Below are 15,924 nucleotides of genomic sequence, written 5' to 3' on the forward strand. Positions count from 1 at the left end.
ATGATTGATTAAGAAATTAATAAACCCGGGATGAATTTTGTTTTTTGGGATGAGGAAGTTGGTAGCGAATAGATTGGAATATTGGTCAAGCTTTCAAGACCTAAAGAGTGATTACCATTGTCAGAAAAATTCACGATAATCGCCCAAACTGGTAAGCCTGCTTGTTTAATTGCGGCTAACGTTAATAATGTGTGATTGATACAACCCAGCTGGTTTTTTACGACTAAAATAACCGGTAAATTGAGGGCTTGGGCTAAGTCTTTGTTTAACCCATCTGAACAAAGAGGGGAGTAAAATCCACCTGCACCTTCAACCAATAACAACTCATCGTTTTGAAGTGGATGAGCGGGCTGGCAGGCCTGGAGTAAATCATTGTTATTTAGGGTTAGACCAGCTTGTTGAATAGCGGTTTGTGGAGAGATAGCGGGTTCAAACTGGTAGGGGCAAATGGTTTGAAGAGGTTCATTGGTTTGGCAGGATTGTTGTAAAAATAGAGCATCCTCGCTCAGTAAAGAGCCATCAGCTTGTTTAATACAACCAGAGGCGATTGGTTTACGAGGAATAACACGAAAGCCATTCTCAATAAACGTGTGAGCTATACAGCCTGAAACGTAAGTTTTACCAACGTCAGTATCGGTTCCTGTAATAAAAAAACCACCAGCAGAGTTACCAGGCCTGGTGGTTTCAGCAAATAAAGAATTTATTTTTTGGGGCATAGAGGGAGACCTTCGTAAGTGTCTCAGAAGGTTATAAGTTTTCTATTAATCGAGATTGCGCTTCACGATATTTTTCATAGGTTTTAAGTACAATATCTTCTGGAAGTTCTGGCCCGGTTTCAGGGTTTTTATCCCAATCTAGGCTGTCTAAATAGTCACGAATATATTGCTTATCAAAGCTAGGAGGATTGCCGCCAACTTCATAGCTTGAGGCAGGCCAAAAACGTGAGCTATCTGGGGTAAGGGCTTCGTCAATTAAGTAAATCGTTCCGTTATCATCTTCACCGAATTCAAACTTAGTGTCAGCAATAATAATACCGCGCTCTAGTGCAAATTCAGCCGCTGATTTGTATAGTTGAATGCTTAGGTCTCGAACTTTATTGGATTTTTCTTCACCCATAATCGTAACCAGCTGCTGAAAGCTGATGTTTTCATCATGCTCACCCTGCTCGGCTTTAGTTGATGGCGTGAATAGTGGTTCAGGTAGTTGCGCAGCTTGCTCTAAATCGGCAGGTAAATCTATGCCACAAACTTTTTGCGATTTTTTATACTCTTTCCAACCTGACCCCACTAGGTATCCGCGCACAATCGCTTCAACAGGTAAAGGTTTAAGTTTTTTAACAATCATGCCTCGGCCGTCAAGTTGTTTAAGCTCATCAGGGGTTAAATAGTCAGCGAGGTTCATCTCTTCTGCAAGTTGATTAGGCACAATGTCCTTCATCTTTTTCATCCAAAACTGAGCTGTTTCCGTCAAAATTCGACCTTTACCAGGAATGGGTGTGGGTAAAATCGCATCGTAAGCCGAGATTCTATCGGTCGTGACAATCAACATATGTTTGTCATCTATATCATAAATATCTCTCACTTTACCTGAAGCAATAAGAGGAAGACTTGTTAGGTTAGATTTATAAAGTGCTTGCATATTCTGTCCTATATAAAATCAGATAGATTAATCGTCTTTACGGCGATTTAAAATGTAAGGGAGCTTGATGTGTCCGTATCGTAAAATCAGTATCGCAAAAGAAAGCAAGGTAATGGTCCCTGCAATGGCAATCATTTCCCATTCGGTTAAAGATTTTAAGTCCAAAATAAGCAGTCTCGCTAAAGCGACAATCGCAATATAGATTGGAAAACGTATCGGCAGTTTACCTGATTTAAGGTAAATCGCAATCATCGCTAAGACTTCTAAATAGAGAAATAACAGGAGTAAATCGCCCAGGGTGACAGCTCTTGCCGTAATCATATGAGTGACTTCTCCAAAACCAGCAAAGATAGTGGCAATGGTGATGACCAATAAACCGATGTATTCGGTAATATGAATGGCTTCAGCTAACACCTTGTCTCTGACAGGAATCGGCTTTTCAGCCCTTCTGTTAGCAAAGTGATTGTCTTCGAAGGTTTCATTTGCAAGATTCTTGTTTTCATTTATGCTCATGGCTAGCTCTAAATTACCTTAATTGGATGTGGTTTTGGTAAAGATTTTTTGCCATTTTAATGGATACTGTTAAAATGCACGAACTATTTTTAAACATTTTGACTAATAAGGTATGTAAACATGGCTAAACAAGAAAATTGGATTGCTCCTTCAATCTTATCAGCTGACTTTGCTCAGCTAGGAACCGACGTTAAAGACGTGATTGCTGCAGGTGCAGACGTAGTGCATTTTGACGTAATGGACAACCACTATGTTCCAAACTTAACCATTGGGCCTTTGGTTTGCGAATCACTAAAAAACTTTATGGTAAAAGAGGGCGTAAATGCCCCAGTTGATGCTCACTTAATGGTTAAGCCTGTTAGCCGTATTATTGGTGACTTTGCTTCTGCGGGTGCAGACTTTATTACTTTTCACCCAGAAGCCTCTGAGCACATTGATGGTGATTTAGGATCAATTAAAAATGCTGGTCTTAAAGCCGGTTTAGTTTTTAACCCAGCCACTTCTCTATCTTACTTAGAGCACGTAATGGATAAGATTGATATGATTTTAATCATGTCAGTCAACCCAGGTTTTGGTGGTCAGTCATTTATTCCTCAAGCGTTAGAAAAATTAAAAGCGGCACGTCAGTTAATTGATGCTTCTGGTCGTGACATTCGTTTAGAAATTGATGGTGGTGTTAAAGTTGAAAACATCGCAGAAGTTGCTGCGGCAGGTTGTGATACGTTTGTCTCTGGTTCTGGCATCTTTGGTAAAGCAAACGCTTCTGATGCTAACCGTTATGACACGGTTATTCAGCAAATGCGTGATGAGTTAGCGAAAGCAAAATAACTCAATCAGATTACCTGTATGGAAGACGCTGGTGCGATTAAGCGCCGGCGTTTTGTTGTATATGGGAAGCAATAAATTTCGAAATAAAGAGACCCTTATGGAAAAGTTAAAACCAGGATTTGTTCTATTTGATTTAGATGGAACCTTAATCGACAGCGTGCCAGATTTAGCCTATTGCGTTGATGAAATGATGAAGCAGCTAGGTATGCCTGTACGTGGTGAAGACGCGGTGCGTAACTGGGTAGGTAACGGTGTTCAGCGTTTAACTGAGCGTGCCTTAATTAACTCAGTTGAAGGGATGCCTGACCAAGATTTAATGGATAAGGCTTACCCGATTTTCTTAGAACTTTATAAACACCACTATTCTGAGCGCAGCCGAGTTTATGACGGTGTTGTTGAGGGGATTGAGTGGATTATGGCTCAAGGTTATCGTGTGGCTTGCGTCACCAATAAAGCTGAAGCCTTTACGATTCCGTTGTTGAAAGATAAAAACCTGCATGATTACTTTGAAGTGATTGTTTCTGGTGATACCTGCGCAGAGAAAAAACCTCATCCAATGCCATTGTTATATGCGGCAGAAAAATTAGGTGTTGCACCTGAAAATGCATTAATGATTGGTGACTCACGTTCAGATGTTAAAGCAGCCAGAGCGGCAGGTTTTCATATCTTTTGTATGACATACGGTTATAACCACGGAGAAGATATTCGTGGCTACAACCCAGATGTGATTGCAGATTCTTTCTTAGAATTTAAAGATTATTTAGTCGCTAAATAATTTCATTTGTTTTACCCTATTAAATCTACTAGGTAAACCTACCAGGCCTGGTAGGTTTACTATAATGTTGTTTTTGGTTAAAGAAATTTGTACTAACAGTCAGGATACAAATATGGCTTTTTTAAAAGCATTGTTACTAGAAATTTTTCGACCGTTTTTCTGTTCTTTTGCGGGTATTCGCCGCACCATCTTGTTTAAATATTTAGATTGGAAAGAACGCAAGCAATCATCAAGCAAGGCAGCCCCAAAATGAGTCATCAGCACTTTGCCAATTTAGCCAATCAAGGTTACAACTTTGCACCGGTTATGCGTACCGTCTTATCGGATTACGATACCCCGTTAAGTGTTTACCATAAGTTAGCTAAAGGCCCGTATTCATATCTATTTGAATCCGTACAGGGCGGTGATAAGTGGGGGCGATATTCTATTATTGGGTTGCCGTGCCGCACTCGCATAGAAATTTCAGGTAATCAAATCAAAGAAATCAGTGATGACAAAATCGTACAGCAACAAGTGGCCGATGATCCTTTAGCTTGGGTAGAAGCCTATCAAAACAAATTTAAAGTCTATGAACGTCCAGGCATGCCGGTTTTTAATGGCGGTTTAGTTGGTTATTTTGGTTACGATACGGTGCGTTATGTTGAAGAACGTCTAAAAAATACGACGCCTGCAAAAGACGATATTGGTGCCGCTGATATTGAATTATTGGTTTCAAAAGAACTTGTGGTATTTGACAACTTAAGTGGTCAAGTTCATGTGATTGTGAATGTCGATTTATCTAACCCAAATGCCTATCAGGATGGCCTTGCTCGATTAGATGAAATTCAAGCTCAGCTCAGTGTGCAAATGAATACCCCTGCTGATTTGCAAAGTGAAGATGTGCTAACGGAAGCCGATTTTACCTCTAGTTTTGGGGAAGAGCCTTTTAAGGTTGCGGTTGCTAAAATTAAAGAATACATTTTATCGGGTGATGCCATGCAAATTGTCATCTCCCAACAAATGTCGGTCGATTATGCCGCTTCGCCTATCGATTTATACCGCGCTTTGCGTTATTTAAATCCGTCCCCTTATATGTTCTTTTTAGATTTGGGTGATTTGCATATTGTCGGGTCATCACCCGAAATTTTAGTGCGTTTAGAAGACAATCAAGTCACGGTGCGCCCAATTGCGGGAACACGCCGCCGGGGTTTAACCGCAGAAAAAGATGCCGAATTAGAACAAGACTTATTAAACGACCCGAAAGAGTGTGCCGAACATTTAATGTTAATTGATTTAGGCCGCAATGATGTTGGGCGCATTGCCCAAATTGGCTCAGTCGAGTTAACTGAAAAAATGATTGTAGAGCGTTATTCTCATGTGATGCATATTGTGTCAAATGTGAATGCACAAGCCAAACCGGGAATGACAGCTATGGACGTGTTACGAGCCACTTTTCCTGCGGGAACGGTTTCTGGCGCGCCTAAAGTACGAGCAATGGAAATTATTGATGAACTCGAACCGGTTAAACGCGGTATTTATGCCGGTGCGGTGGGGTATTTAGGTTGGCATGGCAATATGGATACGGCGATTGCCATTCGTACTGCAGTCATCAAAGACAATAAACTCTTTGTACAAGCCGGCGCAGGGATTGTGGCCGACTCGGTGCCACAGTCTGAGTGGGATGAAACCATGAATAAAGGTCGCGCTATCTTTAAAGCCGCCCAGTTTGTGACCGAAGGGATGAAAACCGATAACCCAGATGCGGGTCACCGTTAGTGATTAAAACCGACTCGCTTAGGGAGACCTTTGCACGAGAGTATGCACGAGTAAAAATGGTTAAAATTCACCTGATTTTTGTTGAAAAACATGCGAATAGCCAGCTATTCCCTGCGTTTTCCGCCGCAATCAGGCAAATTTTACCTCATTTTTCTTTCGCACCTATCTCGTGCAAAGGTCTTCTAGGGTTGAATAAGGAATAAACCATGTTGTTAATGATTGATAATTACGACTCTTTTACCTATAACATTGTGCAATATTTTGGCGAGCTGGGTCAGCAGGTTGAAGTCTATCGTAATGACCAAATTGATTTAGAAACCATTCAGACATTAAATCCAGAATATTTAGTGATTTCACCGGGCCCTTGTACGCCAACAGAGGCTGGCGTATCGGTTGAAGCCATTAAACATTTTGCGGGCAAAATTCCGATTATGGGGGTTTGTCTTGGGCATCAAAGTATTGGCCAGGCGTTTGGCGGTGATATTGTGCGGGCTAAACACGTGATGCACGGTAAAACGTCTCCGGTTTTTCATAAGAATGAAGGCATGTTTTCTGAATTGCCTAACCCAGTACAAACCACACGTTATCACTCATTAGTGATTGATCAAAAAACCTTACCAGACTGTTTAGAAGTGACCGCCTGGACACAAGATGAAAACGGCGAGTTTGATGAAATTATGGGTGTACGCCATAAAACACTGCCGATTGAAGGGGTGCAGTTTCACCCAGAATCGATTTTGACTGAGCAGGGTCATGCCATGCTAAAAAACTTCTTAGATCAGAATAAAGATTAGTTCAGAATACTTATTAGTTCAGAACAAACCGTAAGCCAAATAGCGTTATAAAATTCATTCTACCAGGCCTGGTAGAATGCTTTTAGGAGTTAGATATGGAATTAAAAGCCGCCTTAGAACAGTTATTAACTAGCCAGAATTTGCAAGCCGAACAGATGGAATCGGTTATGCATAAGTTAATGTCTGGAAAAGCGACCTCTGCTCAAATAGGTGCTATTTTAGCCGCCTTAAGAATGAAAGGTGAATCGTTAGAAGAGATTACCGCAGCGGTTCAAGTGATGCGTAGTTTGGCGACTCCCGTTAATTTGGAAGATAAATCTAAGCTCGTAGATACCTGCGGTACAGGGGGCGATGGCGCTAATACTTTTAATATCTCAACAGCATGTGCATTTGTGGTCGCTGCAGCAGGAGGTACGGTTGCAAAACATGGTAACCGTTCTATCTCTAGTAAATCAGGAAGTGCCGATGTTTTGGAAGCCGCAGGTGTCGATTTAAGCTTAACGCCGGAACAAGTTGCCGAATGTATTAATGAGACTGGCGTAGGTTTTATGTTTGCTCAGGCTCATCATAGTGCAATGAAACACGTGATTGGGGCAAGAAAAGAGTTGGGCGTACGCACAATTTTTAATATGCTCGGGCCATTAACCAATCCTGCAGGAGCGCCTTCTCAGGTTATTGGGGTTTATGATAAAGAATTAACGGGTTTATTTGCTCAGGTTTTACAAAGATTGGGCTCTAAACATGTCATGGTCGTACATGCCGCGGATGGATTAGATGAAATTAGCATTGCTGCTAAAACCTATGTGGCCGAACTTAAACATGGTGAAGTTACCGAGTGGGAAATTGAGCCTTCTGAATATGATATGGACCATGCTAATTTAAACGATTTATCGGTAGATTCTGCTCAAGATAGCATAAATATTATTCGCTCCGTGTTTGCAAATAGTGATTCCGCAGCAAAAGATATTGTGTGCTTAAATGCCGGAGCATCTCTGTATGTAGCAGGCCTGGCAGAAAGTTATGCAGACGGAGTTTGTTTAGCAAGAAAAATCATTGCTGACGGTTTAGCACAATCTAAATTGAATGAATTTATAGCCAAAACACAATCATTTAAACAATCTACATAAATTCAAAAAAATAAAAAAAGCGTTTTAATCTAAGGCATATTAAAGACAACGCGAGATAAAGGAAAACTTAATGAGTGCTAAAAATAGCGGAACTCCAACCATATTGAAAAAAATTATTTTTCGTAAATTGGAAGAAATTCAAGAGGGTTGCGACCGTATTCCATTAAGAGAAATGAAGCAAAAAGCGATGATGGCTTCTACCACTCCTACACGTGGTTTTGCAGATGCGATGCAAGCTAAATTAGAAGCAGGGGAATCAGCGGTGATTGCTGAAATTAAAAAGGCCTCTCCAAGCAAAGGGATTTTGCGTGACCCATTTAATCCAGTTGAAATTGCCAAAAGTTATGAAGCTAATGGTGCAGCTTGTTTGTCGGTATTAACCGATAAAGACTTCTTTCAAGGTTCAAATGAATATCTTCAGCAAGTTCGTGAAGCGGTCGATTTACCGATTATTCGTAAAGACTTTATTGTAGATGACTACCAAGTGTATGAAGCACGTGTAATCGGTGCAGATTGCATTCTATTAATTGCCGCCGCTATTGGTGATGCACAAATGTATGAATTAACCGAAACCGCTTTGACGTTAGGTATGGATGTATTAGTTGAAGTGCATAACGAAGAAGAGTTAGAACGTGCTTTACGTTTGCCTTTACCCATGATTGGTATTAATAACCGTGATCTTCATTCTTTTGATGTTTCATTAGAAACCACTATTCGTATGTTGGATATGATTACAGACGACCGTATTGTGATTACAGAAAGTGGAATTTTAGGGCAAGAAGACGTCGCTAAAATGCGTGAACATCATGTCAATAGTTTCTTGGTGGGTGAAGCGTTTATGCGTGCAGAAAACCCAGGTGAAAAACTCGCGGAATTGTTTCAATAATTCTATGAGACCTTTGCACGAGATAGGTGCGAAAGAAAAATGAGGTAAAATTTGCCTGATTGCGGCGGAAAACGCAGGGAATAGCTAGCTATTCGCTAGTTTTTTCAACAAAAATCAGGTGAATTTTAACCATTTTTACTCGTGCATACTCTCGTGCAAAGGTCTCTCTATAGCTATCTCAAGTTTAGTTTCTTGGGCGCAAAATTCTCAAAATAGGAATCAAAATGAGTATTAAAGTAAATTGGCAAGGCGGTAAGGCATTTGAAGCAACTTCATCAACCGGCCATAAAGTGATAATGGATGCTTCTAAGGAAGTTGGGGGAGAAGATAAAGGTTCTCGTCCTATGGAGCTTTTATTGATGGGCTTGGGTGGTTGTTCTGGGATTGATGTGATGATGATGCTGGAAAAAGGCAAGCAGAATGTGAAAGGTTGCCAAATGGAAATTACCTCAGAACGTGCTGATGCGGTGCCAGCGGTTTATACTAAAATTAATCTGCATTTTACTGTTACGGGCACAGATCTAAATGAAAAGAAAGTAGCTAGAGCAGTAGAGTTATCAGCAGATAAATATTGTTCGGTTTCTAAAATGTTAGAAAAAACAGCAGAAATGACCCATAGCTACGAAATTATAGAAGCCTAATTTGATCTAATCAATCTTATTTAAACAAGCTATTAATCGAGCTCTCGTGGGTATATTAGTTTTTAAATAAATATTCGCTAAATGATTTTCAATGGTTTTGATGGATAGTTGCATTTTTTGAGCAATTATATTATTACTGATTGCTTGGATTAAATAAAAACATATTTCTTTTTCTTTAATAGACAATCCGCTAAATTGGTCTTTAAAAACGAACCCTCTAATGAAATATAAATCTAACACTTTTTCAATTTTAAAGAGCGCATTCTTTTTTTGTAAAAAGGGTGTTTGAGTAATGAATTCAATAGGTAGGCTCCTGGTTTTTTTCAAGTTAATATCATGAAGTATTTGAAGAAACTCATCGTCAACATGATTAAAAATCCCGGAAGACTCACAAATGGCATTGGCATATGGTTTAGTTATCCATTGATGTTGATATATAGATAAGATATTTAATCTTAAAGCCTCTATTAAGTTAGGAATAATTAAGCTCAAATACTCTAAATCTAGGCTTGAGAACCCAGTTTTCATGTTATTAGGTGAAAAATAAAAGTGGTGGGTAATATTAGAGTCATGGCACTCAATGCATTCTATTACCTGCTGCGATGACTGCAAAGACAAGCATTCTGAAAATCTATCAGATAAAGAATTTTCATTAGAATTCATTGTGTTTTTAGCTGGCTGAGGTGAAAAAAATAGCTTTTCATTGTTGTTAATTTTTAGAGGGTAAGATGGGGCTAAATCTATTTGCCAATAACACTCTCCTAAGCAAATTATTTGATTTATTTCTTCATAACAAGCTATTTTAAATTGCTCTAAAGTATTGCCTTGGGTGTGATGATAAATTTTGGCGATACAGTCGCCAAGTTTTTCATTATTCGAAGGTTGTTTTAACTGTAGAAAAGACATAATGCGTGTTTCTTAAAAATTTTGCCGAGTTAAATAGGCTATAGCTTGATGGCGAGAGTTAATGTTCAGAGCCTTAAAAATCTCTTTTAAATGATTGTTAACTGTATTGGGTGAAAGGTTCAAGGTTTTGGCAATTTCTTTGTTAGATTTACCTATGATTAACTCCTTACAAACTTCTATTTTACGCTTACCAAGTGTTTTAATAACAGGTGGTGCTATTGCTTCAATGTACACTATGCCCTTATGATTTTGAGTTTTAAATATAAGGTTATCAACTTGTAGATTATTATTTTCTGTGCTGATTTTGAAAAGTACTTTATTGTCTTTAATAAGTGATTTACTATGTAGTAGGTTTAAAAAACCTTCTTCAGCTTCAATAATATTGCCATAAAAATCAGCAACGGCACGAAAAGCAAAAGGGGTGTCTGACTTTTGTTGAAAAGAGTTTAAAATATTAACTCGTAAGGCTTCAATAAGATTAGGGTACAAAAAATCAAAAGATTTTTTTTCAGCTTCTGAAAATTTATGTTCGGGGTCATGACGCGCTAACGTTATTAAATTCATCGTTTGGCTTAATGGATTAACTGAAACCGTCATAACAGAGTGATAAAGACTAAACTCTTCGCAATACATCTTATACATATCTGATTCATACCATTCCTCTTCAGGCACAATATCTAAAATATCAAAAGTTTTACCTTGATTACCTAAAACAACCCCAAATACCTGTTCTATTTGTCGAGAAACGGTTGGAATATGATGACAGTGCTCAATGAAATTTTCTGGTAATTTATAAGTAAAACTATCATTATTGTAAAACTTACTATCGATTTCGCATCGAGTAATCCAAGTACCACTATCAATCTTAAAATGTTCAGAAATCAAGTCAAAACAACATTGTTTAAATTCATTTATCGGTTTTGAATAAGCTTTTCGATATAACTCTTGAACGAGTTGATTTGTGTTCTTAATCATTGATTTAGCCTTTTTGTTCTATTGCACTCAATTGGACGCTTAAATTGGGATATTTATAACTTTACAAAGGGTACAAAATTTAATTTTAAGTATAAATCATCTATTAATTTAGATAAAAACTTATATTCAATATTTGAGTATTTTTGTCGATTTAATAGCCTATTCCCCCTATTGTTATCTAGTTTTTTGTGGATGATTAATTTTTATATATCAAGATAAACCCATGAAACTGACTTAGTTTAGCAATACAACACGCAACAAATATTACACATCTAATTTTAAATGACTTTTGTGACATGATTGTTAACAGCCTATACCACCTATTTAATTCGTATTTTTATGTATATAAAATCCTCTGTGTTAATTATATTCAATATGGAATTGACTATAAAAGTCGCTTAAATAGCGCTTTTTGAAGAAATTCAACTAGGAAACATAAAATGACTCATAAAAAAAATATACATTCTAAGAAATCATTTGCATTTACAGCTATAGCGGGCTCGGTTTTGCTAGCCATGTATGCAGGACAAGTTCAAGCGGCTCCAAAAAACTGTGCCGCCGGGGTTAATTGTGTTTTGGCTGACAATGACGCTGCAACCATTAATTCTGGCATATCAGTTCTTGATGTCGACGGATGGTCGGGAACCCCCGACCCAAGTAATATTAGCGTGACTAATAACGGTTTAGCTAAACGCATTACGCCAGGCAATGGTGATGATTTTGTGATTAACAATTATGGCACGATTAGTAACACTGCTGGGGTAGGAGTTTATGCTTATGGAACTACTAATTTAAGTATCACTAATAGCGGCTCATCATCATCTATTGCTGGTACCAATGCAGATGCAATATTTATTGCAGATGATGGAACACCATTTTCTGTTACGTCGATAGTGAATGATGGAAGTATTACAGGTGGATATACTGGTATCAATCTTAGTGGTAATGATAGCGGTTCAGCAACAACTAATAGTACTGTGACGACATTGCAAAATAACAGTAATGCCGTTATTCAAGGTACAGATAATTCAGCCATTTATGTTGGGCGTACAGACATTACAACGTTCCAGAACTATGGCAATATTAGCTCTACGAATTCATCTGTTGGGTTTCCCGTAGTCCGAATTACTGATGGGTCAACCATCGGGACGTTAACGAACTATGGTCAAATCTCTAATACAGTCAACGGCAGTGGTTCAGCAATAAAGCTTGAAAGCGGTGCCTCAATTAATAACTTAACGAATAATGGCGACATATTCAACAATGACAGTCTCTATTCAACCATTCTTGTTCCGAATGGCTCTATAACCGGGTATCTAATTAACAGCGGGCTAATTGATAATCAGAATAATGGTCGTGCACTTTTTTTGGGCGCATTCAGTGGTAATGGTACCACCATTATAGAAAATGGACAAAATGGGACTATCAGCACAGCAGGTATTACAGCCGTTGAGTTTGCGGCTGCAAATATCGATAAGTTTATTAACTCAGGTGTAATTGTTGGTAATTTAGTTTCAGCAACTGGTGCATTAAACCAGGTGAAAATTGGCGGTAACAACACCGCTGTTTTTAATGGTCAATTTCAGGTTAATGATGCTGACGTTGTTTTTGATAACGGTGCTTCATATACCCCGTTTGCTAACCAGCAAATACAGGCAGCGAACGTCATTCTTAATGGTGGTACGCTGGTATTAAACCCTAATGCGGCCTCTGCGGTCGGGGGTACTATAAGTAGTAATACCAATACTAATCCACAGTTTTTCAGCGATTTCACTGGTAGCGGTGGTGATATTGATGTTGTTATTGTTAACAACACTACCTATGGCAAACTTGATGTTGATGGAAATGTTGATTTAAATAACACCACCATGAGTATTGATATTCAGCAAAATGGTCAATTGACTAATGGAAACTTGTTTCCAGATGTGATTAAAGTAACATCAGGTAATAGTATCAACTACGGGACATTTAATATTTCTGATACTTCTGCGTTGTTTGATTTTGATACCGTTCGATTTTCTAATAAACTAAATTTAAGTCTTACTGCAGATGGGCAGGGTGAATCAAGCCAAACACAACCTAATAATGGTGGTGGCTCAAATACAGGTAATCTTGTTAGTGCTGTAACAAGCACCGGGGCAACCAGCGCGCAAGGTATTGCACCTATTGTGCAAGGTTTAGCAAATAATTTTGCTAATAACGGTACAACAGGTAATACGCAGCTTGATCAAGCGGTAGGTTTAAGTGGTCTAGGTCAATACTCTACTCAGCAACAACTTGCTAACGCGGTTGCATCTTTGGCACCAGCCTCAACTGGAGCGGGGCAACAGGCAACTTTTGGTGCATCACAAGTCATGAATGTTATTGCAGAGCGTAGTGACTTTACTCGTGGTTTAAGTGCCAGTGGTATGAATGGTGGTGATAATTTTAGCAATAAGCAATTTTGGATTCAGCCATTTGGTAACTGGACAGAGCAAGATGATCAAGACGGGGTAGCAGGTTATAAAGTGGATTCAAAAGGTTTGGTTATTGGAGTTGATGGTGATATATCATCTTCGGTTAAGCTTGGTACTGCTTTCTCAGTAAGTAATAGTAATGTGGATAGTAAGCAAAGTATTGGTGGTTACGATACCGATGTAAGCTCATACCAGTTATCACTTTATGGAACAAAATCATTCTCAGATACTCTGGTTATGAATGGTAGTGTGAGTTTAGGTACTTCAGACTATGATACAAAACGAACCCTGTTTGATAACAGTCAAGCAAAATCAAGCTATGGTAGTACGCATTCACATGTTAATGCTGAATTAGAGAAGCATTATCCAATCACAGAAAAACTTGATTTAACAGCATCATTAAATCTAGATTACCATAATGTAAATGTTGACAGTTACAAAGAGTCTGGAGCTGGAGCACTGAACTTAAATGTAGATAACCAAAGTTACGATAGCTTAGTGACTAGTGTGGGTGGTAAGTTAACCTATGTACCTTCAGACAAATGGATTACTTTTGGTGAAATGACGGTTGGGCATGATTTTTTAACGGATAAAAATACCGTAACATCTTCGTTAACTGGTACAGGTGCAAGCTTTTCAACAGAAGGCATTAAGCCAGATGAGAGAGTTTATAGTGCTGGTATAGGAGCTAAATATACTACGGATTCAGGTGCAGAATTCTCTACAAAGTATGATGTAAATACTCGTGAGAATTATGTGGATCAAACGGTTTCTGCCAATTTACGAATTTTGTTTTAACCTTAAACTATTTACACGCTAAAAAAGTGTAAAAAATAATTAGCCAGTATTTGTTGAACTCTTTTTAAGATAGCAACAATTACTGGCTTTTTTTGTTAATAGAGACCTTTGCACGAGAGTATGTACGAGTAAAAATGGTTAAAATTCACCCGATTTTTGTTGTACCCCAAGGGCACTTCCGTTGGGCGACACCTTGCGAATAGCTAGCTATTCCCTACGTTTTCCGCCGCAATCAGGCAAATTTTCCCTCATTTTTCTTTCGCACCTATCTCGTGCAAAGGTCTCTAATAGTCTATTTTATTATTTTGGAGTGATTATATTACATAGCAAAAAATTACTTAAAAAAATCATCCCCATTACTTTTTTTGGATTAACTATCCAAATAAGTTTTGCGCAAGATATTTCGTTACAAAACCCAAATGCTAAATATGCAGATCGTAGTTGTCCGTTAAAACAGCATATACAGTATAAAACGGCTTTTGATGCTGATTGTCGTTGTGGTAAAAACGCCAACAAGAGCTTTGGGTTAGAAGAGTGTATGCGTCTAACTGAAGTGGCCTTAAACCGAGGTAGTACTATTGGTGACGGGCCTTCGTTTGCAACTTGGCATAATGCTCATATAAGCGGTGGTTTTATTGATTATGACAACAATGAATTGATTGCTTCCGTGTATTGGGATAATTCTAAGGACGGTAAAGGCTTGGTGGTTGCTTATAATTTGGATGATTGGTCACGTCGTTTTATTAGCGGTAATGCTCAAGATGAGTATGGCCCAACAACAATTGCTAAAGGTCCAGATTTTAAAATGTTGAAGGACATTAAGCCTGGTCCTGATGGAAATTGGTATGGGTTTAGCTATGTTTATCGAAAAAATAGTAAGGAAAGTTTTGGTAGTGCTCCCGTTATTTTTAAAGTAAATCCAAAAACTGGAGATAGAAGTATTGTTTGGGAGGGGCGTAATCCCAAATATGGTCAATGCCCTTCCGGGCGTAAAAGTATTAAACGCCCTTCTCAAAAGTTTGTTCAATATACTCAAGAGGCTTTTACCATTGACCCTAAAGATGGTTCATTTATTGTGAGTTTTAACAATAACAAAATGGGTGGCACTGGGTTTGGTCGTGTGAGTACAGATGGTAAGAAATGCGACATCATAACTGTAACAGGAAAACGAGATGATGGTCTTAAAAAAGGTCGTGGTTTTGATTTTCGTGGGCCAATGTTGGGCGCTTTTTTGCATGATGGCAAACTCTACAGCCATTCAACAGGTGAAAAAACATTATTTGAAATTAACCCAGATACTGGTGACCATAAAGCACTTATGAAAAAATCTCCAAAGCCGCAAGCCTGGAGACATGTTCAATGGGATGATAAACGTGGGCTGTTTTGGATTTCAGGAAAAATGAATTCCGCGATGGTTACGGCATGGAAACCAGGTTGGAAAAAAGTGCTAATTACGGATAAAAGTTGTAGCGGTCGAGATAAAGATTGGGCTGATTGGTTTCATTTATGCAAAGAAGGCCCTTTATCCACTTTGACTTTAAATTATGGACCTATGTGGTTAAATAAAAAGACAGGGACATTATTGTTTGGTTATGATTCTGTTGGAATTGTAGAGTATGAACCTGAAACTGGGAACTCTATTAACCGAAGTCTTTAATTATAGCGTTTAGGTAAATTGTTTAGTATTTTGTAGCATGTATTGTACGTTGCTTAGTAATAATACAGATTGCTAAACACTGTATGACTTTTTATCGCTAATCGCGGTGTTCTTTACTTATTGAAAATCGTTGCTAATATTTATTTTCAACGGTTTTCTCTTAAATGAAGCTTTT

15 protein-coding genes are annotated in these 15,924 nt (G+C 38.4%); 10 read left to right on the top strand and 5 right to left on the bottom strand.

Going from position 1 to position 15,924, the window contains the following annotated elements; translation table 11 throughout:
- Positions 1–8: 8 nt before the first annotated feature.
- Genes bioD through BS34_RS0101010 form a run of 3 tightly spaced genes read right to left on the bottom strand, consistent with a single transcriptional unit; the run spans position 9 to position 2,151 of the window.
- Positions 9–716, bottom strand: a complete 708-nt coding sequence (bioD, locus tag BS34_RS0101000; RefSeq protein ID WP_029406700.1) for a dethiobiotin synthase — start codon at positions 714–716, stop codon at positions 9–11.
- 31 nt (positions 717–747) lie between these two features.
- Positions 748–1,638: a phosphoribosylaminoimidazolesuccinocarboxamide synthase gene (locus BS34_RS0101005; RefSeq protein WP_029406701.1), complete on the bottom strand. Its 891-nt coding sequence runs from the start codon at positions 1,636–1,638 to the stop codon at positions 748–750.
- 27 nt (positions 1,639–1,665) lie between these two features.
- Positions 1,666–2,151 (bottom strand): phosphate-starvation-inducible protein PsiE, encoded by a 486-nt coding sequence (locus tag BS34_RS0101010; RefSeq protein ID WP_084151537.1) that lies wholly within the window; start codon positions 2,149–2,151, stop codon positions 1,666–1,668.
- Between the two features lie 120 nt (positions 2,152–2,271).
- Here BS34_RS0101010 and rpe point away from each other — a divergent pair, with 120 nt between their 5' ends.
- The 8 genes from rpe to BS34_RS0101050 all read left to right on the top strand — a co-directional run bounded on the left by rpe (position 2,272) and on the right by BS34_RS0101050 (position 8,957).
- Positions 2,272–2,979, top strand: a complete 708-nt coding sequence (gene rpe, locus BS34_RS0101015; RefSeq protein ID WP_029406703.1) for a ribulose-phosphate 3-epimerase — start codon at positions 2,272–2,274, stop codon at positions 2,977–2,979.
- Positions 2,980–3,076: 97 nt separating this feature from the next.
- A complete protein-coding gene (locus BS34_RS0101020; protein WP_029406704.1) occupies positions 3,077–3,754 on the top strand; it encodes a phosphoglycolate phosphatase in 678 nt (225 codons plus the stop codon).
- Positions 3,755–3,866: 112 nt separating this feature from the next.
- Positions 3,867–4,007, top strand: coding sequence for a hypothetical protein (locus BS34_RS0101025; protein WP_158660952.1), 141 nt, complete (start codon positions 3,867–3,869; stop codon positions 4,005–4,007).
- Entirely contained in the window at positions 4,004–5,509 is a 1,506-nt protein-coding gene (gene trpE, locus BS34_RS0101030; RefSeq protein ID WP_029406706.1) for an anthranilate synthase component I, read from the top strand. Before BS34_RS0101025 ends, trpE begins: the two co-directional genes overlap by 4 nt.
- Positions 5,510–5,715: 206 nt before the next feature.
- Positions 5,716–6,303: an aminodeoxychorismate/anthranilate synthase component II gene (locus BS34_RS0101035; protein ID WP_029406707.1), complete on the top strand. Its 588-nt coding sequence runs from the start codon at positions 5,716–5,718 to the stop codon at positions 6,301–6,303.
- 95 nt (positions 6,304–6,398) lie between these two features.
- The gene (gene trpD / locus BS34_RS0101040; protein ID WP_029406708.1) at positions 6,399–7,430 is read left to right on the top strand and encodes an anthranilate phosphoribosyltransferase; all 1,032 of its coding nucleotides are present in this window, start codon (positions 6,399–6,401) and stop codon (positions 7,428–7,430) included.
- Positions 7,431–7,500: 70 nt separating this feature from the next.
- Positions 7,501–8,316, top strand: a complete 816-nt coding sequence (trpC, locus tag BS34_RS0101045) for an indole-3-glycerol phosphate synthase TrpC (protein WP_029406709.1) — start codon at positions 7,501–7,503, stop codon at positions 8,314–8,316.
- Positions 8,317–8,540: 224 nt separating this feature from the next.
- Entirely contained in the window at positions 8,541–8,957 is a 417-nt protein-coding gene (locus tag BS34_RS0101050; RefSeq protein WP_029406710.1) for an OsmC family protein, read from the top strand.
- Positions 8,958–8,963: 6 nt separating this feature from the next.
- On the opposite strand, the gene BS34_RS12445 is transcribed toward BS34_RS0101050, so the two are convergent.
- The gene (locus BS34_RS12445; RefSeq protein WP_051640613.1) at positions 8,964–9,863 is read right to left on the bottom strand and encodes a helix-turn-helix transcriptional regulator; all 900 of its coding nucleotides are present in this window, start codon (positions 9,861–9,863) and stop codon (positions 8,964–8,966) included.
- Between the two features lie 12 nt (positions 9,864–9,875).
- Positions 9,876–10,838: a helix-turn-helix transcriptional regulator gene (locus tag BS34_RS0101060; protein ID WP_029406712.1), complete on the bottom strand. Its 963-nt coding sequence runs from the start codon at positions 10,836–10,838 to the stop codon at positions 9,876–9,878.
- Positions 10,839–11,278: 440 nt separating this feature from the next.
- On the opposite strand from BS34_RS0101060, the gene BS34_RS0101065 reads away from it, so the two are divergent.
- Both BS34_RS0101065 and BS34_RS0101070 read left to right on the top strand, forming a co-directional pair.
- A complete protein-coding gene (locus tag BS34_RS0101065; RefSeq protein ID WP_029406713.1) occupies positions 11,279–14,092 on the top strand; it encodes an autotransporter family protein in 2,814 nt (937 codons plus the stop codon).
- 310 nt (positions 14,093–14,402) lie between these two features.
- Entirely contained in the window at positions 14,403–15,749 is a 1,347-nt protein-coding gene (locus BS34_RS0101070; protein ID WP_029406714.1) for a hypothetical protein, read from the top strand.
- The last annotated feature ends 175 nt before the right edge of the window (positions 15,750–15,924 follow it).

It is taken from the genome of Thiomicrorhabdus sp. Milos-T2 (assembly GCF_000702325.1).
Lineage (GTDB): Bacteria > Pseudomonadota > Gammaproteobacteria > Thiomicrospirales > Thiomicrospiraceae > Thiomicrorhabdus.